A 23,537-nucleotide genomic window follows, 5' to 3' on the forward strand; every position below is an offset into this window, starting at 1 on the left:
GTATTTTTTGCGCGCCCTGCTAACGCGACTGTTTTCTGCGCGAGAGCTGCGTGCGTTCGCTCGCGAGTAATTCGACCTCGTGCATTGTGTAATAAAAGTTATGCGTTCTCAGTCCATCGGCTGCCTGCTGCATTTCGGCGATCGCGGGCAGGGTGATAGTCACGGTATTGCCGCTGCCTTGTTTTGAACCGATGCTGAGCCGCGCTCTGTTCAGCCGCAGAAGTTCGCGCACGATGCCGAGCCCATAACCGTGCGAAGCGAATACCCAAGGGTTTGAGTTTGAGATGCTCTGCTTCAGTGCAGCCTGCGATGAGCCCAGGCCATCGTCAGCGATAGTGAGCCTTGCTTTGCCCGGTTCTGCGCTGAGCGTTATATGGGTAATGCCGCCAGGCAGATTGTGCTTGATCGAATTGCTTAAGAGATTATTGATAACTTTCTCCATTTGAATCGGGTCGATTTCAGCGACGATTGCATCTTCGATATGGGTCTGCAGCGCCATACCATAACTTTCAAAGACGATTGCATAAACTTCTGCGACCTGGCGTACGAATGCAGAAAAGTTGTAGGGCAAGAGTATGCCCCGGCGGTTTTTGGTCATGAGGCGAGCCGCATCTAGCGAATGGCCGACCGTGCGCAGAACATTGTAAATGGCGACCTTAATCTTTTCGAGCTGCAGGCGCAGCGGCGGCGGTAACCGGTCGTCATTGACGACCAGGCTTTCAAGCGGCATGGTCAGCAGAGAAAGCGGCGTCTTGATATCGTGCGAATACGTGCTGAAAAATCGCAGCTTATCATCGGCTGTACGCTTCAGGCTGCGGCGCTGCTCGCGATCACGCCTTTTCGCCTCGTTCATTTCGGCACTCGCGACAATTTCGAGGCGCCGCAGTTTTTCTCTAAGGTCGAGCGCCTCGAGTTTAACCTGGGTGATTTCGGCGATGCCGGTAATCTTCTTACCTGCGGGTAACCGTGTTGCCCCGCTAAGCCGCAGCAAGACCCTCTTGCCGAATGCCGTCTTGAAATTGCGTGCAACCGGATAAATTTTTCGATCGGGATAAACATGCCAGAGCCCAATAGAATCGCAGACTGCGACCTGCTGTATTTTGCCGGCGCTGCTCATCTCGGTGAACAGCGCCCGTGCGAGCTCCCCGTAATCTCGGGCTTTGGCAATGCCCTGCGTCAGACCCATCTGGCTATAAATATCGGCTGCATTTGGCCGGCCTCGCAGGCTTTTGTCTGGGTTTTGAAATCGCCGCCGGGGTCTCGTTCTAACAGGTTCCTTTTTCAGAAACCTGCTGATCGATTTCAGCTGTTCGCCAGATATTTCAGAATGGCGGATAGCTCACGAAAAAAAGCCAGTTGCGGCTGCTGCGGTATGTCGAGATTTATGCGTTTCGGGTCGGCAGTGTCGAGCTTCACGCGTTTGTCGCGCGTCAGTAGGGCAGAAACTTTGGCCATATCGAGCCGGTGGTCAGGTGCAACAATAAAGTAGGGCATTTCTGACGGTGTCTTGAGGTCGTCGGTCTTGGGCGAAATGGCGACGCGCTCGAGTCGCAGCATGTACGCGAGTTGGCGTATTTCTTCGAGCAGCAGCATCAGCTCGACAGTTTCAGGTGGCTTGCCGTAACGATCGACAAGCGCTTCGCGTATTTCATGAAACTCATCGAGCCCCGCGGCCGCTGACAACGATTTATAAAATTCCATCTTGGCGCGGGTGTCGGCAATGTATTCGTCGGGAAAGTACCAGTCGCACGGCAGCATGATCGCGCTGGTGAAATCGTCGTTTGCCACGGCCTTGCCCTTGAGTTCGTTGACCTTATCGTTCAGCATCTGAGAATAGAGCTCGAAACCGATTTCCATGATTTCACCGCTCTGTTCTTTGCCGAGCAGGTTGCCTGCCCCGCGAATCTCCAGGTCTTTCATTGCGATGCGAAACCCAGAACCGAGGTCGTCATATTCTGCCAGCACCTCAAGGCGGCGTTCGGCGTCGCCGCTCAGCGTATGCATCGTGGGCGAGGGATAAAAAAAGTAAGCGTACGCCTGCCGGTCTGAGCGCCCGACGCGCCCCTTCAGCTGGTAGAGCTGGCTGAGCCCGAATTCATGAGCGCCCAGCACAATGAGCGTATTGCAGTTGGGTATATCGATTCCCGATTCAATGATCGTGGTGCTGACGAGAATATCGTACGCATGCTGGTAGAAGTCGACCATCACCTCTTCAATCGCCGTTTCGGGCATTTGCCCGTGCAGCACGGCGATTCGGGCCTGCGGGGCCAGAGCGCGCAATCTGATCGCCTGTTCTTCAATCGTCTTTACTTTGTTGTGCAATACGTATACCTGGCCACCACGTTCGAGCTCGTGCTTAAAGGCAAGCCGCAACAGTTCTTCGTTTTCGGCGATAACATGCGTCTCTATTTTGCGCCGGTCTGCGGGCGGCGTTTCGATGATGCTCAGGTCGCGAATGCCCGAGAGTGACATGTGCAGCGTGCGCGGTATCGGGGTCGCCGTGAGCGCCAGACAGTCGAGATTCGTGCGCATCTGCCGCAGCTTCTCTTTGTGCGTCACGCCGAAGCGCTGCTCTTCGTCGATAATCATCAGCCCCAGAGACTTGTAGCGTACGTCGTCTGCAAAGAGCGCATGCGTGCCAATAATGATATCGATCTTGCCGTCTGCCAGGCGCGCTTTGATCTCGGCAACTTCTGACGGTGACCGAAATCGGCTGATATAATCGATGCGCACGGGATAATCAGCAAAACGCTTGCTGAAGCTGCGGTAGTGCTGAAAGGCGAGAATCGTCGTCGGGCAGAGCACCGCAACCTGTTTGCCCGCCATCGCAGCCTTGAACGCTGCTCGAATCGCAACTTCGGTTTTGCCGAAGCCGACATCGCCGCAAACGAGCCTATCCATCGGTTTTTCCGATTCCATATCGGCCTTGATGGCATAGATCGTCTCGAGCTGGTGCTCGGTTTCTGTAAAGGGAAACGCCGCCTCGAAGTCGTGCTGAAAGCTACTGTCGGGGGGGAAAGCGAAACCCTTCTGGTTCACGCGGTGTGCATAAAGTTCGAGCAATTCTTCGGCGATCGAATCGACGAGGCGCTTGACGCGTGCTCGTGTCTTGGCCCACGAAGATTTCTTACCGAGGTGGTCGAGCCGGGGGTTCTCAGTCGAGCCGATGTACTTGTGTACGAGATTCAGCTGGTCGAGGGGCACGAACAGTTTGTCGTCGTCGGCAAACCGGAGTTCGATAAAGTCGCGTTCATTGTTCTGAACGCGCATGCGCTTCAGAGCCGAGAACCGGCCGATGCCATAGTTGACGTGAACGACGTAATCGCCTTCTTTGAGGTCGGTGTAGCTGTCGAGAATGCGGCTGATGCTCTTATCGCCCGCGTATTTTTTCACTACCCGGCCAAAAATATCCGCTTCGGAGAAAACCGTGACACCATTGCCGGTGAACCCATGGGGATAAAATGCCGGTATAATTTCGGGAGCCAGAATGTCAGTGAGCGCCGCCTTGAGGCGATCGCGTTGGCTGATCGATTCGATAAAGAACCAGATATTTTCTGCATCCCCCTGCGCGAGGCGCTCTTTCAAGAGGCCCAGGCGGCCGCCGAACCGGGGGGCGTCGTGCCACTGACTGTCTTCGTCTTTGGGGTCGGTGAGTTGAATAGCATGCGCCGCGCTGAGCATGGCCTCAATACGCGCAACGTCGCCGAAAAGAATTTCGGGTGCGAGCTTTAATTTCGATTCGCTCCGTTCGAAAAGGTATTGGCGTTCGGCAGAAATTGTCTTCAGGCGCTGCCTGACACTCTCTTCATCAGCAATGAATGTTTCACCGCGCCAGAGCTCAGCGATGTTCTGTACCTGCCTCAGCGCCGGGTAAATATCTGCGTAGCCTGCAAGATTGGTGCCACCCGAAGTAATCACCGGCGTCAGCTCGCTCTCACCCAGCGATCTATCGGCGGCAAATTTTTGCATCGCAGCGGCGAGATGCGAAACCGCCGGGCGCAGGGGTGCAATTCTCACTTCGGCGACGGGGCCGAGACTGCGCTGTGTTTCGTGTGAGAAAGACTTTATGGTTTCGATTTCATCGCCGAAGAAGTCGAGACGAACCGGTAGGTCTTCATCGGGGGCAAAAACATCGACGACGCCACCCTTGATGCAAAATTCTCCCGGGCGTTCAACAGGATTCGCGTGCCGAAACCCGCAGGACAGCAGAAACTCAGCGAAGCGACTGCGCGCAAAGTGCATACCGGGTGTGAGCGTACGCTCCACCTCGGCGACTTCGAGGTCTGTCGCGATCGGGTAGGTCAGACCTTCGACTGAAGCAACGATCAGGCAGGGGACTTCTGAGCGAATGAAAAGTTCGGCGCGCGTGCGGTGGTATTCTTTTTCCTGATCGGGTGCGGTGAAGCTGTAAGGTATCACGCCCCATGAGACAAGCGCGGCGGTTTCTAGCTGCGATAACGTGAGCTGGTGCAGTGAGCCCAGAGCGCGCAGCCACTCGAGCGCGGTATTGTCGTCAGGTACGATGTAGAGAGTGCGCCCGGGTTTTGGGGCCGTTGTTGCGCGTGTGAACGCGAGCATCGGCAGAATACCTGCCGGCAGATTCGCTGCTGCTTGAGTCTTTGCGGCGAGATCTTGCAGCGCCGCTGAGAGTTTTTTCGGTAACGCGCTTTCAGCCATGGTGTCCCGACCGGTAATAGGTGCGCGGATAGCGCGTGCTATCAACCTGCAGCGCCGCGCCATAAACTTTCTGCAGCCACGCATACGCGACGACGGCGACGCTGTTCGCGAGATTGAGGCTGCGCACGGGCCCGAACATCGGTAACGCCAATGTCTGGTCGACGCGAGAGAAGAGTGCAGGGGGCAACCCCATCGTTTCATTGCCGAAAACGAGCACGTCGCCCTTTTCATAACTGAATTCAAGCGCGCTCACAGTGCCCGCTTTTGAAATACCCAAGAGTCTGCGTCCTTTGCTCGCGCGGTAAAAATCGGCGAACCGCTGGTGGTGCGTAAAACGCAGGTGCGGCCAGTGGTCGAGCCCAGCTCGGCGCACCGCAGCAGAATCAAATTCAAAACCCGCTTTGCCTGTAATAATGAGCTCGCTATTGAGTGCGACACACAGCCGCGAGACATTGCCGGTGTTCTGCGGAATCTGCGGCCGGTGCAGCACGATTGTCGGCCCGGCAATCTCAGCCGAAGTGTTCGAAAGATTTTGCCCGGTGTGTAAAGTTTCGGCCATTGAGCTTGTAAGAAACGCGCGGGCGTGCCTTATGGATGTATTTTACCTTGCCGATGAGGCGAAAAGCGGGTGAGGATTCAGCACTTACTTTGCCGCCGCCTGAGACGAGGCCGAAGACTGCGAGATCTTCGGCGGCACTGAGCACCTGTAGGGCATTCCCTTCGCTGATTTTGCCGACGCTTTCGGCTGTCTGTACCTGGTCCAGGTCAATTTCAAGCTCGACAGAATTTGCTTCGGCCAGCAGGCGCAGCGTCTTTTCGACCGAGTCGCTTTGGTCGATAGCCGCAATGGGCCTCAATCCCTTGGGGTATGCGTGCAAGAACGTGGGTCGCTTGAAATACCTCGCGTCCCTCGCGCGCAGGTTTTTACTTTTCGAAAGAGCCGTGCGCGCCGTGTCGCTACCGCCGACGCAGCCGATCTGAAAGACAGAATCACCGGCTTTCAGAGAAGCAGCCTGGCGCGCGATAAAGCGCCCCGAACTGCCGAAAAAGCTTAAAGTGAAATGGTCATGCAAAGACCGCCCAGTGTCTCCCCCGATGAGGGTAATTGCGAAGCGGGTGAACAGGGCATCGAGCTCGCTCAAGAATGGCTTCACGAACCGGGTTGCCGCGTGTTCGGCGCGCAGGCCGAAATTCAGCAACGCAAATTCAGGTCTGATGCCTTTGACGGCGAAATCAGAAAAGTTGCGGGCGAAGAGCTTGTAGGCAATGTCTCGCGGTGAAAGCCAGGCATCGAGGTAGTGTATGCCTTCAACCAGACTGTCAGTAGCGACGTAAAGTTTACCTTGAGAGTGCAGCACCCCAATGTCGTCGGCGCGCAGCAAGTTTTGCTGCGAGCACTTCAGCCGCCCAAGCGCAGCAATAATCTGCTCTTCGCTGAGGCGCCTTTTATGTCTGTTCGCTTTGCTATACGCCGGCACGGCCCGAGGTCTTAGTCGCCGGTGCCCGGCGGTAATTTTGCCTCTGCGGCGAGCTCTACGGAGCGCCGGGTGGCCGCGGTAACGGCTTCCATCACTGCATTCGGGAAACCATGCCGGTGCAGCGATTTGAGCGCGACTGCTGTCGTGCCACCTGGAGAAGTTACATCGTGAATCAGGTTCTGCGGCGCCTCATGCGATTGCCGTGCGAGCTCAGCAGAGCCCAATACTGTCTGCAGCGCCAGCGCGCGGCTGTCGGCGCGGCTTAAACCGAGCAGCACACCCGCGTCTTCGAGGTTCTGCAAGAAAAGGTAAACATATGCGGGGCCTGAACCTGAAAGGCCTGTCACCGCATGCAGAAGCTTTTCTTGCTCGAGGTAGATAGCGGTGCCGGTGTTCTCAAAAATTTCGCGCGCGAGCGCAAGGTCTTCACCTGCGCAGAAACGGTTGCCGGTAAATGCCGTAATGCCGCGGCGAATGAGTAACGGAGTATTGGGCATTGCGCGCACGGTAGGCCCATTCTCACCGCGGGCGGCGTCGATTGTCTTCAGCGCAACCCCGGCTGCGATGCTGATCACGAGGCGGTGGTCTGTGACGGCCGTGGCTACCTCAGCAACCTGCGCAGGCTTCGTGGCGATAATGAGGGTTTCTGTTTTTTCAACCAGTGCCTCGAGGCTCTCTGCCAGCGAGATCTTCTTCAGCAGTGATGGCCGCAGCGCTGAAGCAGCTTCGTTACTCTTCTCATAGCCTGAGATTTCGTATTTTGCCGAAAGCGCCTGCGCGAGCGCAGAACCCATTTTTCCGAGACCGACGATTCCGATTTTCATTTGCGACCTGCCGATTTTCTGTTGGTTTTTGAGGTGTTAGCCTGTTTCGCCTGTTTCGCGGGCGCATTCTTGCCCGTGAAGAGAGCGATAGGCTGACCGAAGAGCAATTTCTGCTTCTCTTCAAAATCGAGCAGGTCAACGGAGTCGCGCTCAAAAAGCAGCATCACCGTTGAACCCATTTCAAACCGGCCGAGTTCAGCGCCTTTGCGAATATAAATCTCTTCGTCGTACATGTGCTCTTTCGCGAGGCGAATCCAGCGGTTGGTAGCGATATTGGGGTCATAGGTCACGCGAATTTTGCCAACCGACGTGGCGCCGACTTTGATCACCGCCACGAGCCCATGGTCGCTTTGAATATACGTGATGAGGCGTTCGTTCTTTGAGAAAAGCTGATTGATCGAATTCACCGCCAGGTTATTGACGGGAAAAAGTTTTCCCGGCTGGTAATAATAGCCCAGAATTCGGCCCTCAACCGGCGAATGGATGCGGTGGTAGTCTTGCGGTGAAAGGTAGATCGTCATGTAATGGCCGCCGAGAAACTGCTTGTAGAAGCGGTTGTTGCCCAAGAGGTTCTGCAGCGAAGATTCCATGCCCTTTGACTGCAAAAGCTGGCCTTTTTCGAGCGAGCCCGCGATGAGCAGCCTGCCATCTACTGGCGAAATGATGACGCTCTCTTTCTGGTCGATAAGGCGTGAGCCGTTCTTGAGGGCCCGCGTGAAGAATTTGTTCAGCGATTCGTAATCAGAAATTTCGAGCGCCGCCTCTTGAATATTAATTTTGTAGATGCGCGCAAACGCGAGCACGATCGGTGTCATCATAAAGCGCGGCAGCCTCAGGCCTGCCAGAAATCCGTTGAGCTTCGACACCATATTCTTTGGCAGCAGCGTCAGCAGCAGAACATAAAACCGCACCGCCAAATCATGCTTATGCGGAAACTGCGAGAAGTATTCGAGTGCAAGACGCCGCACCTCGGCAAGTTTACTCAGCAGCGCCGTCAGATATATGACGGCAAGCAGCGAAAACAGCACCGAAGAGATCATCACCTTGTCGCCGAGGTTCAAGAACTGCTGCGACAGAGCGAACGCCAGTACGAAGACGATGCGCGCAGGCCAGATGAGCATGCGGGCGCCGAGCGAAATCAGCAGGCGGTCGAGAATGATAATCCAGACTGCCGACGCAATTGCGCCGAGCGCAAATGCTGAAAGCGCGATGATGAGAAAACCGCCGCGGCCGAGTGAACCTGAAAAAATATGCGCGAGTGAAAATTGCACCTGGCGAATGATTTCGCTCGCGGCAGCCGGGGCAGGGGCGAGCAGGGCTTTGACGCCACCCAGGGCGGCGTCGGCACCTTTCACTTCGGGTAATCCCGTAGCATAGGCGAGGCACAGCAGCGGTATAAAAATCGTCGTATAAAAGAGCGCCGTCGACATCGACACGAGACCCTGCTTCACCGCGTAATCATTCACCGACGCGGCGGTGACCGAACCAGAAATGCCGGTGGCCTCTTCGGGGGCGACAATGCCGGCAAACGCGGCACACTTAAAGACGAGCAGCGAGGTGACGATGCCTGCGGTCAGACTCTTGAAGTTCAGCGCCTGCGAAAATGCCTGCGACATGATGCCCGACGCTTTTTGCGAATTCTGCGCGATGATATAGATGGCGAGTATAATTAAGAGGCTGGTGACAACAGGCGAAACGACTGCAGCAACCTTGCCGACGCGCTTTAGACTGCCGACTGCCATGATGAGACCCGTGATGACAATCAGCGTCGGCGCCCATCTGTTCGAAAAAATATTCTCGCCGAGTTTCATAGGTGCGGTCGTCTTTTCAGGGTTCGCATAGAATTGCTGCCACAGGTCGGCCTGCGCCAGTGCGCCCCAGAGAAGCACGACTGCGACTGCGAGCAGTGCATAGGCCTTACCGCCGTTCACGCCCCAAAAAGTTGTTCTGATGATATCGCGCGCGCCGCCGAGCCAGACGTAGTCGGTCTTTTCGCGGTAGCTGACCGCGAGCGTGCCGGTTGCGAAGCGCAGCGAGGCGAGCAAAATGCCAAAAAGCGCGACCCAGACGAGCGAAGCCGCACCGCCCCAGAGTACAATCACCGGAATTCCCAACAGAATGGCGGCATTTGCCTGAATGCTGCCCGCGAGAAACATCGCCCTGCGGTTATTGATTTCGCCCGCGCGCTGTGCCTTCGTGAGGGTCGTGCCTTCGTCTTCTTTGCCGAGCCCGGCAAGCGCAATGCGAAAGCCGTAAATGACATAGCGCAGCGGCAAAAACCGCAAATACAGCGTGTATGCGGCAGAGGTGAAGATAAGCAGAATGAGCACCGCAAGCGAGAGATAGGCTTCAAGGCTGACCATGCTTCTCTATCCGCGAAAAACAGCCGCGCCGGCAAGCAATATAGGTACCCTGCTGCCGCTTGCGCGGCAGCAGGGTCATGTGGGCAATTTTAAAGTTGACGCTTTGTTCAAATAACGCAGCGCACAATTATGTCCAAGGAATTCTATACAGAAACAGACCTGTCAAACTTCGCCGAATGCCAGCGCCTCGCGTACGACGCGGTGGTCGCCACGGCCAAGCGCCTCACCGCAGGTGTTACAGAGCGTGAGGCGGCGCAGATGATCGATGAAGAGGTGCGCGCGCGCGGCATGAGCCGCTACTTTCACGCGCCGTTCGCCTGGTTCGGCAGCCGCACCGCGTTTCAGGGCATCGACCGGCCGCTCGACACGCGAGCGTTTCCCTCGAAACTTCTACCTCCTCATTTTGGCCAAAAGTTCATGCCGACCGAAACCCGCCTTGAAGAGGGTATGGGCGTGATTCTCGACGTCGCGCCGATTCTGAATGACTGCTCGGCCGATGTCGGTTATGCATTTGCATTCGGCCGCAACGAACGCATCGAAAAGGCACTCGACGATCTCGCGGTTTTCAGGCCGCTTATTCTTGCGGGTGTCTGCAAAGAGAAAACCATGGCAGAAATCTATGAGGATGTAGAAGCGGCACTCATGGATCTCGGCTACGAAAACTGCCACGCCAAATACCCGCAGGGCGTTCTCGGCCACAAGGTCGGCAAGATACCCACACGCTTAATACCGCGTATTCCCGTCATGCGCTTTGAAGTCTCGACGTTTCTTTATCTCGCGTCAGAAGAACTTTCACGCCTTATTAATCCGTGGGACAACCACACAGCGCTTTGGAGCGCCGATTCACGCGTGAGCGCCGACCCGGGACTCTGGGCAGTTGAACCGCACATCGGTATGCTGCATCATGGGCGCGTAGACGCGCCGTCGGTCACCGGACTCGGCCGAGCCAAGGATGGCGAAAGGCCGAGCGAGGATTTTGGTGTCAAATGGGAAGAAATTATCCACGTCACCGAAAACAACGCCTATTACCTCGACGACAATCTGCCGCATGTCAACCGCTGGGCCGAACGCCAGGTAGCAGTCTGATTCATTAAACGGAGAAACTATGGAACGTAAATCACCCGAACAGATCAAACTCCACCGCATCGACGTGCAGTTCGACGAAACGCTGCCGAACCACTGGTTCGGGGGTAATGCCTTTCTGACGCACATGCTCAACACATGGACGGCGATTTTTCCCGATGCCGAGCGCTATTTCGTACGCTGGTCGAAGAAGGCGCTTGCCGAGGTCACCGACCCTAAAATCAAAAAAGACATTCAAGGCTTTATCGGGCAAGAGACGATGCACGCGACGCAACACGAAAAGCTGTGGAGTGTTCTGAAAGCGCAGGGCTATAACCTCGACCCGGTAGTCTGGGTCGTCGGCAAGGTGGCGTTTGAATGGCTCGAAAGTGTGATACCCGACAAAACCAATTACGCGCTTGTGGCCGGGCTCGAGCATTTCACCGCGATGTTCGGCGAGATCTATTTCGAAAACCCCGAACTCGTGAACCAGATGCACCCCGAGATGAAGCGCCTATTCGAGTGGCATGCGGCAGAAGAGGTCGAGCACAAGGCAGTCGCCTACGACCAGCTGCTCGCGATCGATGACAGCTATGCACTGCGCACCGGCGTCATGAATGTGGCCGTCGTGGGCTTCTACCTCATCACGCTAGGCAATACGCTCTATTTCATGGCGCAGGATAAATCACTCTTCAAAGCCAAAGAATGGCTGACGATGTTCGATGTCTTTTTTGGAAAATACGATCTGGCGAGAAAAACGGTGGTGAAGTTTTTGGAGTATTACAAACCCGACTTTCACCCCTGGGATAACCAGAATTACCATCTGGCGCAGCCGACGCTGGCGAAATATGAAAAGAGAGCATCGTGAGCGCGTAGCGCTCACGATGCTCGTTTTGAAATTAACAGGTTATTTCAACATCAACTCGACGCCGATGTAAAGTAAGATAGTCAGCAAGAAACCCATGTGAATTACACCCTTGACTGATTCAAGGGGTTTGAATGTGACCGGTTTTTTCGCCGGGTCATTTGACGTAAAAAGGGCGTTTGCCTCGATCAGCAGAAGCACGACAGTCGTAACGATAAGCCAGGCGTTAAGCTTTTCTGCTGTAATACCAGGTAGAATCAGGTTATTTGCCGCTGCCATATAGAATAGCATTGGTATTGAAAGAAAGGTGTTAGTCCGCGATGCGAGAAATGCGCGTCTTGCCATTTGCGGTACGCCATCGATTTTTTCGCCGTTTGCTGCTGCGATGATTTTTTTCTGGCGTGGCCAGATAACAAACCAGACATTAACGAACATGATTGTCGCAAACATGAAGCCTGGATAAATTTTTGCGAACCAAATATTCCACGATGGATCACCGACGATACGACCACTTATCGGGTCAAAACCTTTCAAGCCAATTAGCCCGAGACCCGTGAGAAATGTCAGAAGTGCCCCGTAGCGAAAGTACCACATGACTTTGGGGAAAAGCTTTTGTTTTGCAGCGGTTTGTCCGGCTGCGTCGAGCGCGGCTACGTATCCACCTTGTACAAAGTTAAGGTACCAAAGTACACCTATCCAAAGGACTCCACCGATAATATGAAAATAGCGGAAGAGAAAAGTACCGTGATCAGCAAATATCGTTATATCCATTTTGACTCCTTTAGTCAGTTTTAATTTCTCTGAATATACTTTTTTTTCGCAGCTCGTGTCAATAATTTGTCATATTGCCCGCAGAGCGGCGACCAATGTGCAGGCGTGGTCAATCGTGCCCGGCCGTCGGTCACATGACACAGGCGCGCCGCAAATGAGGAGAGAAGATGTATCAAAGAAAATTAGGTCTGTTAATCATGTTTGCAGCAATCACCTGCGGTAAAAAGGCAGAGGCAGGCGTTCGCGGCAGCGACGGCTTTTCGCTGCCGCGCCCTTACGTGCAGAGCGACAAGTCGCTGCGCGTTGCGGTGTTCGCCGGCGGCTGCTTCTGGTGCATGGAGCCGCCATTCGAAAAGTTAGCGGGCGTGAAGGCAGTCATCTCGGGTTATGCCGGCGGTTCAGAGAAAAATCCGACTTATGACGAAGTTTCTTACGGGCGAAGTTCGCATGTCGAATCGGTACTTGTGCTCTACGACCCCAAAGTTGTGAGCTATGAAAAGCTACTCGCCGTTTTTTGGCAAAACATCAACCCCGAACAAGACGACGGCCAGTTCTACGACAGGGGGCCGCAGTATATGACATATATTTTTTACGCGAATGAGGCCGAGCGCCAGCTCGCAGAAAAATCCAAGGCGGATTTATTAGCGACCAAAAAGTTTTCGCGCATCGCGACCCGGCTCGCCCCAGCGACTGCCTTCTGGCCCGCCGAAGACTACCATCAGGATTATTACAAGAAGAACCCAGACCACTACCAACGCTATCGCGTTGGTTCGGGCAGGGATGCATATTTAAGGAACAAGTGGCAGCCGTAGTCGCCATGCCCGCGCATGCGGGCATCTCACCTCGTGAAACACATTAGATTCCCGCTTTCGCGGGAATGACCGGGACTATCTTTTTCGTCGCCCGCTCTTGCGCTGCGAGGCGCCGCCGCCTGTCTGTTTCGCCGCTTCTGAAGTGTCTTTGGGCTTGCCGGCGCGGTTGGTGGCACGGGCGACCGCCTGGCCCGCGACCCCGTCGCTCATGTCGAAGCCGGCCATGGTGCTGTGCTGCGCGCTGCCGACTTCTTCGTATTCTTCGTCGGCCTCTTCTTCGCGCAGCTGTTCTTTCACCTGTGCTCGCAGAATAAATTCGGTGACATCGTCTTTGACTGCAGTGACCATGTCTTCAAACATGCTGAACGCTCTGAAGCGGTATTCGACGATTGGGTTGCGTTCTGCGTAGCCGAGTGTCCAGATGCCGTCGCGCAGCTGGTCCATAAGGTAGAGGTGGTCTTTCCATTTCTGGTCGATCACCTGCAGCGCGATCATTTTTTCGAGAATGCGCATGTTCTCAGTGCCGATTTCTTCTTCTTTCGCGTTCAGCGCGTCGAGTGCCTGCTTCTTGACCATCGCGATGAATTCATCTTTGGTCGTGCCGCGCAGCACGTCTTCAAGGTCGTCGTATTTGACCTGAAAAACCGACTGCAGATAATCTTTCAGGGCCTCGAAGTTGTAGTCTGAAACCTTCTTGCCCGGCAGCATCTGCTCGATACGAATGCTCACCGCGTCTTCAGTGAATTCACGCACGAGTGCCTTCACGTGGGTATTGTCGAGAATTTCGTTGCGAATGAGATAGATATACTTACGCTGCTTGTTCATGACGTCGTCATAGTCGAGCAGGTGCTTACGCATCTCGAAGTGGTGCGACTCGACGCGTTTCTGCGCGCGTTCGATCGCGTTCGTCACCATGCGGTGTTCGAGCGCTTCGCCCTCTTGCATACCGAAACGTTGCATAATGGGCCCAAGACGGTCTGAACCAAAGATGCGCATCAGCTCGTCTTCGAGCGACAGGTAGAAACGCGATGAGCCAGGGTCGCCCTGGCGGCCGGCACGGCCGCGCAGCTGGTTGTCGATGCGGCGTGATTCGTGGCGTTCAGAACCCAGAATATGCAGGCCTCCGAGTTCTTTCACACCGGGGCCGAGAATAATGTCGGTACCGCGACCCGCCATGTTGGTGGCTATCGTCACGCGGCCGCGATGGCCGGCTTCTTTAATGATGTCGGCTTCGCGGTCGTGGTGCTTTGCGTTCAGAACGTTGTGGGGTATACCCTTGACCGTCAAGAGGTGCGACAACTTCTCTGAGTTCTCGATCGAAATTGTGCCCAAAAGAACCGGCTGGCCCTTGAGGTGAAGTTCTTTGACCTCGTCGGCAATCGCATTGAACTTTTCACGCTGCGTGCGGTAGACCTTGTCGGCAAAGTCTTTGCGTATCATCTTGCGATTCGGCGGTATCACCATCACGTCGAGCTTATAGATCTTGCGAAATTCTTCAGCTTCGGTGTCGGCGGTACCGGTCATGCCCGCGAGCTTTTCGTACATACGAAAGAAGTTCTGAAACGTGATCGTTGCCAGCGTCTGGTTCTCTTGTTTAACATCGACCTTTTCTTTGGCTTCGATCGCCTGGTGCAGACCGTCGCTGTAGCGGCGGCCTTCCATGAGGCGGCCCGTGAATTCGTCGACGATAATGATTTCACCCGACTGCACGACGTAGTCGACGTCGCGGCTGAAGAGTTTGTGTGCCTTGAGGCACTGGTGCACGTGGTGCACGAGTTCTACGTTCTGGGGTGCGTACAGGTTTTCGACGTTCAAAAGTTTTTCGACCTTATGAACTCCTATTTCTGTCAGCAAGACTGAGCGCGCCTTTTCATCGACGTCGTAGTCGACCTTGTCTTCGAGCGCCGGAATCACGCGGTTTACGCGCACGTATTCGCCGGCATCTTGATCGGCAGGGCCGCTGATTATCAGGGGGGTACGTGCTTCATCGATCAGAATCGAGTCAACTTCGTCGACAATCGCGAAGTAATGCCCGCGCTGTACACGGTAGTTACGGTGGTCGACCATGTTATCGCGCAGATAGTCGAAGCCGAATTCGTTGTTGGTGCCATAGGTGATGTCGGCGGCATAGGCTTCACGCTTTTTGGCGTGCGGCATATTGCTCTTGATCACGCCGGTCGTGAGGCCGTGAAAATCATAGAGCGGGCGCATCCATTCGGCGTCGCGGCTCGCGAGGTAGTCGTTTACCGTGACGACGTGCACACCCTTACCGGTGAGGGCATTGAGATAAACCGCGAGAGTCGCGGTGAGCGTTTTCCCTTCGCCCGTTTTCATTTCGGCAATTTTGCCTTCATTCAGTGCCATCGCGCCCATCAGCTGCACATCGAAGTGGCGCATCTTGAGCACGCGCAGCGAGGTTTCGCGCAGCACCGCAAATGCTTCGGGTAAAATTGAAATCAGTTTTTCGCCGTTGGCGATACGCTCTTTAAATGCGGGTGTTTTCGCGGCGAGTTCGGCGTCTGAGAGTTTTTGAATCTCAGGCTCGAGCGCGTTGATACGCTCAACGTAAGGGGTTATGCGCTTCAGGTCGCGTTCATATTTTGAACCGAAAAGAGCCTTGAGAACGAACTGTAACATCGGGTAATCTTTGCCGAAAAGACATAGCGTCGATGAAAATCGCGCCTGAATTCAGCGCATGGCATTCTGATGAGGCCGTCAGCCGGCTTCGAGTTTGCGCTTGAGATTCGAGAGCGCGAACGCCGACTGCCGCCGCATCTTCGGCCGCACGACAACCGGCTCAAACCACCCCAAAAGCCCTTGAACGCGATAGGTAAGCGTGCGCCGAAACCGGGTCGTTGCACCCTCGCTGAAGAAGTCATAGTGAATCGTGAGGCTAAAAAGTGAGGAGCTTCCCTGAACCTCCCACACTTTGGCACGCTCGCTCAGCGTCACGCGGTACTCGGTCTTGCGGCTGATCTTGATAAAAGGATAGGTGACCGTGATAATTTCACCGAAGGCATCGCCTCTTTGCAAAGGTACCCGCGGCAAGACCGCGGACTTCGATGCGGGATGCCATTCATGCCAAAGGTCGGGGCGGCTCACGTAGTCGAAGACTTTTTCGGGTGGCGCGGCGATGAGAATTTCGTTTGTCAGAGTTGTTTCAGCCATGCTTTAAAACCAAACATACCTGACTGACGCATGCAATGAAGCATTCGCCAGCGACTGCGAACTATCAAGCGTGAATTCGCTGCCGGGCGAAGACAACTTCGAAACCGAAGGCAGCACGACCTGCGCAATGACGCCCAGCTGCAGCGACGCGAACAGGTTGTAGTACGCAGTGCCCAGAACAACCGGCGCGATGGTGGTGTCGAAACTATACGTACCACTATTGAGGCGGTAGACCGAAATGCCGGCGCCAGCCGCAGTTTCGATGTCTAAAAATTTCGGGAAAGCATACAGCCCCGCAAAGCGCAGGTTCAGATAACCCATCGTGCCCTGATCAGAAATTCGAATCGTGGTCGCGCCAGCTTGCAGCGCGCCCGATTTCGCCGGCAGCAAACCCGTCTCGGCGCCGAAATGAAATCCGTAGCGCTGGTACGCAAGATAATCAATCGTCATGCCAAAACCGTAGCCTGCTGAGTGCAGCGAATTCAATGGAATCACCATGCCCGCGTTCAGCCCTGTATAAAGTTTGGAGTTCAGAAGTAACTTATCAAACCACGTGCGCTCGGCCTCGACGCGTTTCTCTTCTGCGATTCGTGCCGCTTCGGCTGCGGCCGCTGCTTTTTTCGCTTCTGCTTCGGCAGCAGCTTTTCTGGCCTCTTCTGCTTCGAGCTGTTGCTTTGCTCGTTCATCTTCGGTTAAGTCAGGCACCTGCGCTGGCATGGTGTTTTCAGGTTTTATTTTTTCTTCGTTGGATTTCGCGTCTTCTGTCGGTTTCACCTGCGTTTCTGTCTTTTTTTCTGCAGGTTTAACCGCTGGCTCCGCATTTTGGGCAAAGGTGGGTGACAGGGCGGATAATACCATAAAGCCCACAAGCAGCTTGCGGATCAGATTTTTTCCCGAATCGGTAGACGGCATGCAGGCAGAACGCAGAACCGCGGCGGCGCTGAAAAGCGAATTGTGGGTAACCATGGGCGTAAATTGGAAGTTTCACCGGCACTATATTTTTCTTGATCTTGAAGCGACCTGCGCGCGTGACAGCGGCATCGCCCGCGCCGAGCGCGAGACGATTGAAATTGGTGCGGTTGCCATCGATGCCGCGTCGAACATGACCGTTGCCACATTTCAAGAATACATCCGCCCTGTTCATCACCCCAGCCTCACCGCGTTTTGCACAGAACTGACGGGCATCACGCAGGCGACCGTCGATGCGGCGGCTTTCTTTCCGCATGTATTCGCGCGTTTTTCAGCCTGGGTTGCCGCTATCGAAGACTGTTTCTTGTTTTCATGGGGCCACTTTGATAAAAAACAACTCGTGCTCGACTGCCGCCGCCACCAGATCGAGTACACGCTGCCCGCCGGCTTTCACGACTTCAAGGGCCTCTTCTTCAAAAAGCAGAAATTGTTACAGCGCGCCGGGCTCGAGGCAACCCTGGTGCAGCTGGGGCTGCGCTTCGAGGGCCGCCCGCACGGGGCGCTCGCCGATGCGCGCAATACCGCAAGGCTGTGGCGCTATATCAGGCCCGAAAGTGGTGAAAAACTTCTCTCAAATAAATTGACGCTCTGACTAATTTGCCGCATTCGCCGTGAACGCTTTTGTGGATAAACATTCCGGCGAAGATGCCATCCATGGCAGCCGAAATGTCGAGCACATAGTGTGCTACGAGAAGCTAGCTCAGTCGGTAGAGCAACTCCCTTTTAAGGAGTGGGTCCCGGGTTCGATTCCCGGGCTTCTCAAAAGCTTGCCCGAGGCATGAGAGTTTTGTGGTTGTGCGCAACGCGCACCATCACAAGCAAATTCAAATGTGCGGGCAGGTTAAGAAGGATTAGTCCCCTTCGTCTAGCGGTTAGGACTCGGGATTTTCATTCCCGCAACAGGGGTTCGATTCCCCTAGGGGACGCACGATCGGGGCCGGCATTGCCGGCCTTTTTTTTATTGGGAAATACGTTCCACAATAGCTGTTCTATCACGGTTGGCGTGAAATACAGCGTGAATAAAAATAATGTCATCTGTGCATTCGTAGATGATCAGGTACGGGAAACGTTTCATAACGTATTGGCGACAGGTGTTCAGGCATATTGGAGAAGCCAGCGGAAACTTTAGCAAGAACGTAATAGCGGCGTCTAACTCCAGAAGATAGCGTTGGGCAATCTCGGGGTTAATGCCTCGATACCATGCATTTGCTTGGCGAATGTCGATCTCGGCATCCGGCTTGACGATAATCTGCACTATTGTCCGAGGTCTTGTTTAAGATCTTCCCATGAGCGTCCGAGCATTGGGTTTTCGTGGTGTGCTTTCAGGCGGCGTTCCAGTTCGGCTTTTTGGTTGCCCGTGAGCTCTGCAGCGATACGCTGCTCCGCGTATTTTTCCCATATATCGAAAGCCAACTCTAGTTGTTCGGTTTCCGAAATCTTCTTCAGCAGCTCCGCAGTCTGACCGCTCATAGGCTCAAACTATCAAACAATTAGACGGCTGTCAAGGTTATTCGGTCACCCGAACAACACCTTTCGAACCGCGTCCCCCGAGACGCACGTCAGGGCCGGCCTTGCCTGCCCTTTTTTTGCCAAAAAAAAGGGCAGGCGGCCTAAGCCGGTCTGCCCTCGAAGTGAACCAGTAGAGTTTTTCGCCGCGCAACGCACGGCGAAAAACGTGAAATTACCTGCCGTGTTCGATTAACGAAACAACAAGCTGAGCGGATAAGTTGGTGTGAGCCAACATCGCCGTACCACTCTGCAATTGCACCTGGTTTTTTGTGAACTCCAGCAGTTCTTCGGCCATGTCGGTGTCACGGATACGGCTTTCGGCCGCGACCATGTTTTCATGACCTGTTCTCAGCGCCTGCACCGTGGTTTCAATACGGTTGTAGTACGCACCTAAATCCGCCCGCTGGCGATTGAGATTATCGAGGGCATTATCTACTGTCCCGATCATCTGGTTCGCCTGAAACACCGTCGCGAGAGGTTTCTTGGCCGATTTCGCACCGTTGCCTTCGTAAAAGCCGAACGCACGGCCGTTCATTGTTTTAATGAACGCCTGAATGCGCTGGTCTTTGTTCGGGCCGACGTGAAAGAAAATCGAGCCAAGCTTAGACCCGCGGGCATACCTGCCGGTCAGAAGCTTCATGCGGTTGAATTCGGCCGATGTACCGATGCGATCGACTTCGTCGATCAGCTGCGATACCTCAACCTGAATCTGCTGCCGGTCAGAATCGGAATAAATTCCGTTCGCCGACTGCACCGAAAGCTCGCGAATGCGCTGCAGAATATCGTTGACCTGACCCATGTTGCCTTCGGCAGTCTGAATGAACGAAAGTCCGTTCATTGCATTGTGCTCGGCCTGTTTCAAGCCCCTTATCTGCGTTCGCATTTTTTCTGACACGGCAAGATTTGTCGCGTCATCACCCGCGCGGTTGATGCGTTCGCCGGTTGACAATTTCTCAATCGATTTTTCAAACCGATTGTAGACTCTGTGCAACTGACGATTCACCTGCATCGCGGGCAGATTGTGATTGATCTGCATCTTCTCCCTCCTTGGAAAATTCTTAAGGCTGTTTGTCATGACAAACAGCCCCAAGCCCAGTTGAGCCATCAATGGCCCCTGGCTACGGCGCCGCGAGGGCCGTTGATTGAGGTAAAAAAATCTCCGAAGAGGGGGAGTTCTCTGTTTCAAGAGGCCGGGGCGCGCCCAAAGCACACCTCGCCGTAGTCGTAAATACGGCGGCTGAAAGGCCTATCTGGAGTCATTCTGGCTTAGGTTGGGGCGAGCTGAGTTGAATTGGGGTAAGTCTCGTGACGTTATATATCCTCATTATGGGGTTTATGAAAAAAGTGCAAAAAAATCGTGACGCAATTTTTAGGCCGGTATGCAAGAGTTGACAAGTGCCGTTCTCTACCCGACCTGTCGGCATGGTCAGGTCTGCGCTTCTGGCGTTGCTCATTTTTGCGGCTTCGTGCAATCTCAATAAAGACGACGAAGAGACCTTTGGCATTTGCGTGCATTCGACGACCAAGCAGCCTAAACAGGCGGATTGCGTAACCGTCAACGGTGGCTCGAGTGTTTATACCTATTGCACAGACGAAAAAATCGAGAAAGACTGCAAGAACCTGAGCGCAGGCTGTTCGAACCCGTCTTCGCTCGCCACATACGACGACACGATTGTCTGGTATAAGGGCAAGAAGTGCGGTGAAAGCGGTTATACCGAAACCTGCACGGGAAATTCAAATTACAAAGCGTCGAACCAGACTTTTTGTCCGCAGTAAAAATTGAAAAGCCTCGTCTCGGTATTGAAGAGAACGCCGGGCCTCAGGGGTTGGCAGGTGAGCAGGCTCGCCAAACGATCGGTTGAGGTCTATTCGGTGCTCGGTGAGGTCGAAACGCTGCGTTGTAATGCAGTGCGCGACTATACTCTTCGCCTGCAAACGCCGGTCGATGATGCACTCATGGGCGAGAGCACGACGCGCTTTCAGAGAAAACCCGAATCTTTGGCGGGTCTCGTGGCCGACACGCAGCGGCGCGCGCGGCTCGTGCAGAACCCGGCTTACCGCTTTTCTGACAAGTACGTGCCCGATGGCGATACGAACGCGCTCTATGATGCCAAGATCGGCGAAGCTGCGGTCGACGCGGTTGTCGCGTATGCCGAATCGATTCATGCATACCGCACGAAGCATTTGGCGAAATTTCCCTTAAACAGCCTCGAGCTTTTTTTCGAAACGTTTGACTACCGTGTGCAGAACCATATGGGGCTCGATGTCGATTCGACTTCGACGCGCGTCGTCTGCGACTATGTGCTGACAAGCCCCGACAACCGCCATGAGATCATGGGCATCAAGAAACGGCGCTACCTTGATCAGCTCGCGCTCGAAGCGCAGCTCGAAGAAGACGCGCGGGTGCTGGTCGATCTGCAGAACGCCGTGTTGCCCCCAACGGGTGAATTCTCCGTCGTGCTCGCGGGTGACGCGCTCGATTCACTCTTTGATTTTTTTGTCGCACAGCTCGACGGGCATGCGCTCTTTAACCGCTATTCTATTTTTCAGCAGGGTGATGCCGTCGTGCGCGATGCGCGCGAACCGCTGAAAATCAGTTCGAACCCGCGCCTTGCGGGCGGCATGCGCTCGTATGCATTCGATGAGCTGGGTTTTCAGGCAAGCCCTGTGACGCTCATTGAAGATTCGCACGTGCAGAATTTTCTGATCGACGGGCGCTACGCCGATCTTCTCAAAGCGAAGCAGACGAGTGCGCTCATGAATATCGAGGTGGCACCTGGCACGACGCCCTACGCTGATTTTCTGGGCGAGGGTGTGCTTGAACTCAGCAAGTTCTCGACGTTTCAACCGAATACGATTTCGGGCGCGTTTTCAGGGGAAATTCGTCTCGGCTATCTGCACAAGAACGGTAAAAAAATACCGATCAAAGGCGGGTCGGTTTCGGGCAGCACGCAGGCGGCGTTTGCCCGCGCGCTGAAATCACGCGAAACCGAACAGCGTGCCGCGTATTGGGGGCCTAAAGGCGTCTTTTTCGAGAGTTTAACGATCGCCGGCGAATAACCGTTTATTTATTTTCGCGGTAGCCAAAATAAATAAACGATCTCAGCATGCGATATCTCAAGTCAGCGATGCCGGTGCCCGGCAAAGGCACGGCCTTTATGCTCTATGAAATTGAGGGCGAAAACACGATCGTGCGCATGCTGACGCATATACCCGAAGTGAATGAAATTAAGCTCTACCCGAACCCAAAGGTGAAGTCGCTGTTTCAGCCCGAGCGCCTCGACGAAGCGGCGAAAGAAGAGTTTGAATATATCTGGGACATGGGTTCAAGCGCCGGCTCATGAAGGGCTTTATACTCAAATCAGAACCCGACGCTTTCAGCATCGACGACCTCATGGCAAAACCCGGCCGCACTACATTGTGGGATGGCGTGCGCAACTACACGGCGCGCAATAACCTCATGGCGATGAAGAAGGGTGACCGCGCCTTTTTTTACCACAGCAATTCGAAGCCCATCGCGATCGTGGGCGAAATGCAGGTTGTCGCCGAGGCCGTCGTCGACGAGACGCAATTCGATGCCAACGCGAAATACTTTGACCCGAAAAGCAGTATCGATAAACCGCGCTGGTTTGCGCCCAAACTCAAAGGTATCAAAAAGCTCGCATTTCCTTTGACCCGCGAGATGCTGCAGCAGAGTGCGCTCAAAGATTCGCGTCTGTTCAGGGAGTCGAGGCTTTCGGTCGTCGACCTGAATGACGCAGAGCTGAAATTGCTCGATAAACTGATCAGAGAGGCAGGCAATAAATGAACAAGAAATTTTTACTCATCATCGTTGCGTTCACGCTCACGGTACCCGGGTTTTTTATTTTTTCGTACTGGCATCTTGGTGTTTTCAGCAGCGTCGACGTCGCGCCGCTCACCCGTTATCAGGCCGTTCTTTTTGGTGGCCGCCACCAGGGTGACTATAACAAGACGGGCGGCGAAGTGGTGAAAACCAAGAAGCTGCTGAAAAGCCTCGGCGCCGAATGCGAGCCGGTGCTTGTCTATTTCGAGAACGCAATGAATACCGCCAAGCCAAACCTGAGGTCAGCAGGCGGATGTATCGTTGGCACGAATCTGCCAGCGAGCGTGCAGTCGGCTCTGAAAAAAGACGGCCGTGAAGCGATTACGCTCGACATCAAAAAGGGCTATCGCCTCACTACCTATGCGCAGACAGCCGTCGCACTCAGAAAAGTCTGGACTGAACTCGCGCGCCTTGCCGACAAAGGTAATGTGCTGAAGTTTCCCCTCGTGCAACTGGTGCGCGAAAACGGTAACAGCGAATTCTTAATTGGTGTAGAATGAGTGTTTAACAGGCATCCGGAACCGCAAAAGCGGAAAGCAGCAAAGTCGCTTGCTTGCAAGCGACGACGCGCTTTAGCAGTCATTTGCGGACGCAAATGACGAGGCTTTTCGCTTTTGCGGGAGTTTTTCCGGAGCCTGCTAAACACTCATTCTCGGGCGCGCGGCGAGGCCCAGTTTGCGAGTCAGGTTTGCGAGCGTTTCGAGCTCCTCTTTATTGAGGGCGCCCATCATGCGGTAGATGTTATTCATGTGTAGCGGAAAAATAGCGCTGATCAGCGATTCGCCGGTTGCCGTGAGCTCGACGCGAATCGTGCGCCGGTCGGCTTCGTCGCGGCTGCGGCGCACGAAATCGCGTTTTTCGAGGTTGTCGATAATCGTCGTCATGTTGGCGCCGCTGCGCAGAATCTTGCCCGCGAGGTCTTTCTGGTTCTGTGGGCCGAGGTGCAGCAAGATCTCGAGCACGCCGAGCTGCGAAAGCGTGAGCCCGTTTGCCTCGGCGTTGCGCGCGAGAATGCCCTGTACGGTGTCGGCGCAGCGCATGAGCTTCACATAGGCGTCGACCTGTGCGAGTTCATCGCTGTTGCCCGAAAACCGCTTCGCCATGCATTCTGCCTTGCGCGAAGCCTTAGGCAGTCAAGTAGAAGTGTGAGAGAAGTTCTGAAAAAGCCCAAATCAACAGCGCAAATGTCCTCATT

23 protein-coding genes and 2 tRNA genes are annotated in these 23,537 nt (G+C 54.6%); 11 read left to right on the top strand and 14 right to left on the bottom strand.

Annotation, left to right across the window (positions count from 1 at the left end; all coding sequences use genetic code 11):
* Positions 1-19 precede the first annotated feature (19 nt).
* The 6 genes from TURPA_RS15020 to asd form a co-directional block, all read right to left on the bottom strand.
* On the bottom strand, positions 20-1,186 hold the full coding sequence (locus TURPA_RS15020) for a sensor histidine kinase (RefSeq protein WP_014804155.1): 1,167 nt from the start codon (positions 1,184-1,186) through the stop codon (positions 20-22).
* 116 nt (positions 1,187-1,302) lie between these two features.
* Positions 1,303-4,677: a transcription-repair coupling factor gene (mfd, locus tag TURPA_RS15025; protein ID WP_014804156.1), complete on the bottom strand. Its 3,375-nt coding sequence runs from the start codon at positions 4,675-4,677 to the stop codon at positions 1,303-1,305.
* Positions 4,670-5,236 (bottom strand): tRNA (cytidine(34)-2'-O)-methyltransferase, encoded by a 567-nt coding sequence (locus TURPA_RS15030; RefSeq protein WP_014804157.1) that lies wholly within the window; start codon positions 5,234-5,236, stop codon positions 4,670-4,672. The genes mfd and TURPA_RS15030 overlap by 8 nt, the downstream gene beginning before the upstream one ends.
* The gene (locus tag TURPA_RS15035; RefSeq protein WP_014804158.1) at positions 5,187-6,155 is read right to left on the bottom strand and encodes a thiamine-phosphate kinase; all 969 of its coding nucleotides are present in this window, start codon (positions 6,153-6,155) and stop codon (positions 5,187-5,189) included. Before TURPA_RS15035 ends, TURPA_RS15030 begins: the two co-directional genes overlap by 50 nt.
* Before the next feature lie 11 nt (positions 6,156-6,166).
* The gene (proC, locus tag TURPA_RS15040) at positions 6,167-6,979 is read right to left on the bottom strand and encodes a pyrroline-5-carboxylate reductase (RefSeq protein WP_014804159.1); all 813 of its coding nucleotides are present in this window, start codon (positions 6,977-6,979) and stop codon (positions 6,167-6,169) included.
* A complete protein-coding gene (gene asd, locus TURPA_RS22110) occupies positions 6,976-9,342 on the bottom strand; it encodes an archaetidylserine decarboxylase (RefSeq protein WP_014804160.1) in 2,367 nt (788 codons plus the stop codon). The genes proC and asd overlap by 4 nt, the downstream gene beginning before the upstream one ends.
* A gap of 129 nt (positions 9,343-9,471) precedes the next feature.
* On the opposite strand from asd, the gene TURPA_RS15050 reads away from it, so the two are divergent.
* Both TURPA_RS15050 and TURPA_RS15055 read left to right on the top strand, forming a co-directional pair.
* Entirely contained in the window at positions 9,472-10,428 is a 957-nt protein-coding gene (locus tag TURPA_RS15050; RefSeq protein ID WP_014804161.1) for a M24 family metallopeptidase, read from the top strand.
* Between the two features lie 19 nt (positions 10,429-10,447).
* Positions 10,448-11,272 (top strand): metal-dependent hydrolase, encoded by an 825-nt coding sequence (locus TURPA_RS15055; protein WP_014804162.1) that lies wholly within the window; start codon positions 10,448-10,450, stop codon positions 11,270-11,272.
* A gap of 39 nt (positions 11,273-11,311) precedes the next feature.
* On the opposite strand, the gene TURPA_RS15060 is transcribed toward TURPA_RS15055, so the two are convergent.
* Positions 11,312-12,040 (bottom strand): urate hydroxylase PuuD, encoded by a 729-nt coding sequence (locus tag TURPA_RS15060; protein WP_014804163.1) that lies wholly within the window; start codon positions 12,038-12,040, stop codon positions 11,312-11,314.
* Positions 12,041-12,237: 197 nt separating this feature from the next.
* On the opposite strand from TURPA_RS15060, the gene msrA reads away from it, so the two are divergent.
* Positions 12,238-12,852, top strand: a complete 615-nt coding sequence (msrA, locus tag TURPA_RS15065) for a peptide-methionine (S)-S-oxide reductase MsrA (protein WP_157210517.1) — start codon at positions 12,238-12,240, stop codon at positions 12,850-12,852.
* Between the two features lie 75 nt (positions 12,853-12,927).
* On the opposite strand, the gene secA is transcribed toward msrA, so the two are convergent.
* The 3 genes from secA to TURPA_RS15080 form a co-directional block, all read right to left on the bottom strand.
* Positions 12,928-15,489 (bottom strand): preprotein translocase subunit SecA, encoded by a 2,562-nt coding sequence (secA, locus tag TURPA_RS15070; RefSeq protein WP_014804165.1) that lies wholly within the window; start codon positions 15,487-15,489, stop codon positions 12,928-12,930.
* A gap of 78 nt (positions 15,490-15,567) precedes the next feature.
* Positions 15,568-16,020 carry an SRPBCC family protein gene (locus tag TURPA_RS22115; RefSeq protein WP_014804166.1) on the bottom strand — a complete coding sequence of 151 codons (453 nt, stop codon included), beginning with the start codon at positions 16,018-16,020 and terminating at the stop codon, positions 15,568-15,570.
* A gap of 3 nt (positions 16,021-16,023) precedes the next feature.
* Positions 16,024-16,932: a hypothetical protein gene (locus TURPA_RS15080; RefSeq protein WP_014804167.1), complete on the bottom strand. Its 909-nt coding sequence runs from the start codon at positions 16,930-16,932 to the stop codon at positions 16,024-16,026.
* On the opposite strand from TURPA_RS15080, the gene TURPA_RS15085 reads away from it, so the two are divergent.
* From TURPA_RS15085 to TURPA_RS15095, 3 genes are all read left to right on the top strand, one after another.
* Positions 16,895-17,581: a 3'-5' exonuclease gene (locus tag TURPA_RS15085; RefSeq protein ID WP_157210518.1), complete on the top strand. Its 687-nt coding sequence runs from the start codon at positions 16,895-16,897 to the stop codon at positions 17,579-17,581. The genes TURPA_RS15080 and TURPA_RS15085 overlap by 38 nt on opposite strands.
* 97 nt (positions 17,582-17,678) lie before the next feature.
* Positions 17,679-17,751, top strand: a tRNA-Lys gene (locus TURPA_RS15090).
* 92 nt (positions 17,752-17,843) lie between these two features.
* Positions 17,844-17,915, top strand: a tRNA-Glu gene (locus TURPA_RS15095).
* A 32-nt stretch (positions 17,916-17,947) separates the two neighbouring features.
* On the opposite strand, the gene TURPA_RS15100 is transcribed toward TURPA_RS15095, so the two are convergent.
* The 3 genes from TURPA_RS15100 to TURPA_RS15110 form a co-directional block, all read right to left on the bottom strand.
* On the bottom strand, positions 17,948-18,244 hold the full coding sequence (locus TURPA_RS15100) for a type II toxin-antitoxin system RelE/ParE family toxin (protein ID WP_014804169.1): 297 nt from the start codon (positions 18,242-18,244) through the stop codon (positions 17,948-17,950).
* Positions 18,244-18,459 carry an addiction module protein gene (locus TURPA_RS15105; RefSeq protein ID WP_014804170.1) on the bottom strand — a complete coding sequence of 72 codons (216 nt, stop codon included), beginning with the start codon at positions 18,457-18,459 and terminating at the stop codon, positions 18,244-18,246. Before TURPA_RS15105 ends, TURPA_RS15100 begins: the two co-directional genes overlap by 1 nt.
* Positions 18,460-18,670: 211 nt before the next feature.
* Positions 18,671-19,534, bottom strand: a complete 864-nt coding sequence (locus tag TURPA_RS15110; RefSeq protein ID WP_014804171.1) for a flagellin N-terminal helical domain-containing protein — start codon at positions 19,532-19,534, stop codon at positions 18,671-18,673.
* A 386-nt stretch (positions 19,535-19,920) separates the two neighbouring features.
* Here TURPA_RS15110 and TURPA_RS15115 point away from each other — a divergent pair, with 386 nt between their 5' ends.
* Genes TURPA_RS15115 through TURPA_RS15135 form a run of 5 tightly spaced genes read left to right on the top strand, consistent with a single transcriptional unit; the run spans position 19,921 to position 22,842 of the window.
* The gene (locus TURPA_RS15115) at positions 19,921-20,274 is read left to right on the top strand and encodes a hypothetical protein (protein WP_014804172.1); all 354 of its coding nucleotides are present in this window, start codon (positions 19,921-19,923) and stop codon (positions 20,272-20,274) included.
* Positions 20,275-20,277: 3 nt separating this feature from the next.
* Positions 20,278-21,558, top strand: coding sequence for a metallopeptidase TldD-related protein (locus TURPA_RS15120; protein ID WP_014804173.1), 1,281 nt, complete (start codon positions 20,278-20,280; stop codon positions 21,556-21,558).
* Positions 21,559-21,605: 47 nt separating this feature from the next.
* Positions 21,606-21,842 (top strand): hypothetical protein, encoded by a 237-nt coding sequence (locus TURPA_RS15125; protein ID WP_014804174.1) that lies wholly within the window; start codon positions 21,606-21,608, stop codon positions 21,840-21,842.
* Positions 21,839-22,306, top strand: coding sequence for an EVE domain-containing protein (locus tag TURPA_RS15130; protein ID WP_014804175.1), 468 nt, complete (start codon positions 21,839-21,841; stop codon positions 22,304-22,306). Before TURPA_RS15125 ends, TURPA_RS15130 begins: the two co-directional genes overlap by 4 nt.
* Positions 22,303-22,842, top strand: a complete 540-nt coding sequence (locus TURPA_RS15135) for a hypothetical protein (RefSeq protein ID WP_014804176.1) — start codon at positions 22,303-22,305, stop codon at positions 22,840-22,842. The genes TURPA_RS15130 and TURPA_RS15135 overlap by 4 nt, the downstream gene beginning before the upstream one ends.
* A 138-nt stretch (positions 22,843-22,980) precedes the next feature.
* Here TURPA_RS15135 and TURPA_RS15140 read toward each other — a convergent pair whose 3' ends face one another.
* Positions 22,981-23,445, bottom strand: a complete 465-nt coding sequence (locus tag TURPA_RS15140; RefSeq protein WP_014804177.1) for a MarR family winged helix-turn-helix transcriptional regulator — start codon at positions 23,443-23,445, stop codon at positions 22,981-22,983.
* Positions 23,446-23,537: the final 92 nt, after the last annotated feature.

It is taken from the genome of Turneriella parva DSM 21527, assembly GCF_000266885.1.
GTDB classification, from domain to species: Bacteria; Spirochaetota; Leptospiria; order Turneriellales; family Turneriellaceae; genus Turneriella; species Turneriella parva.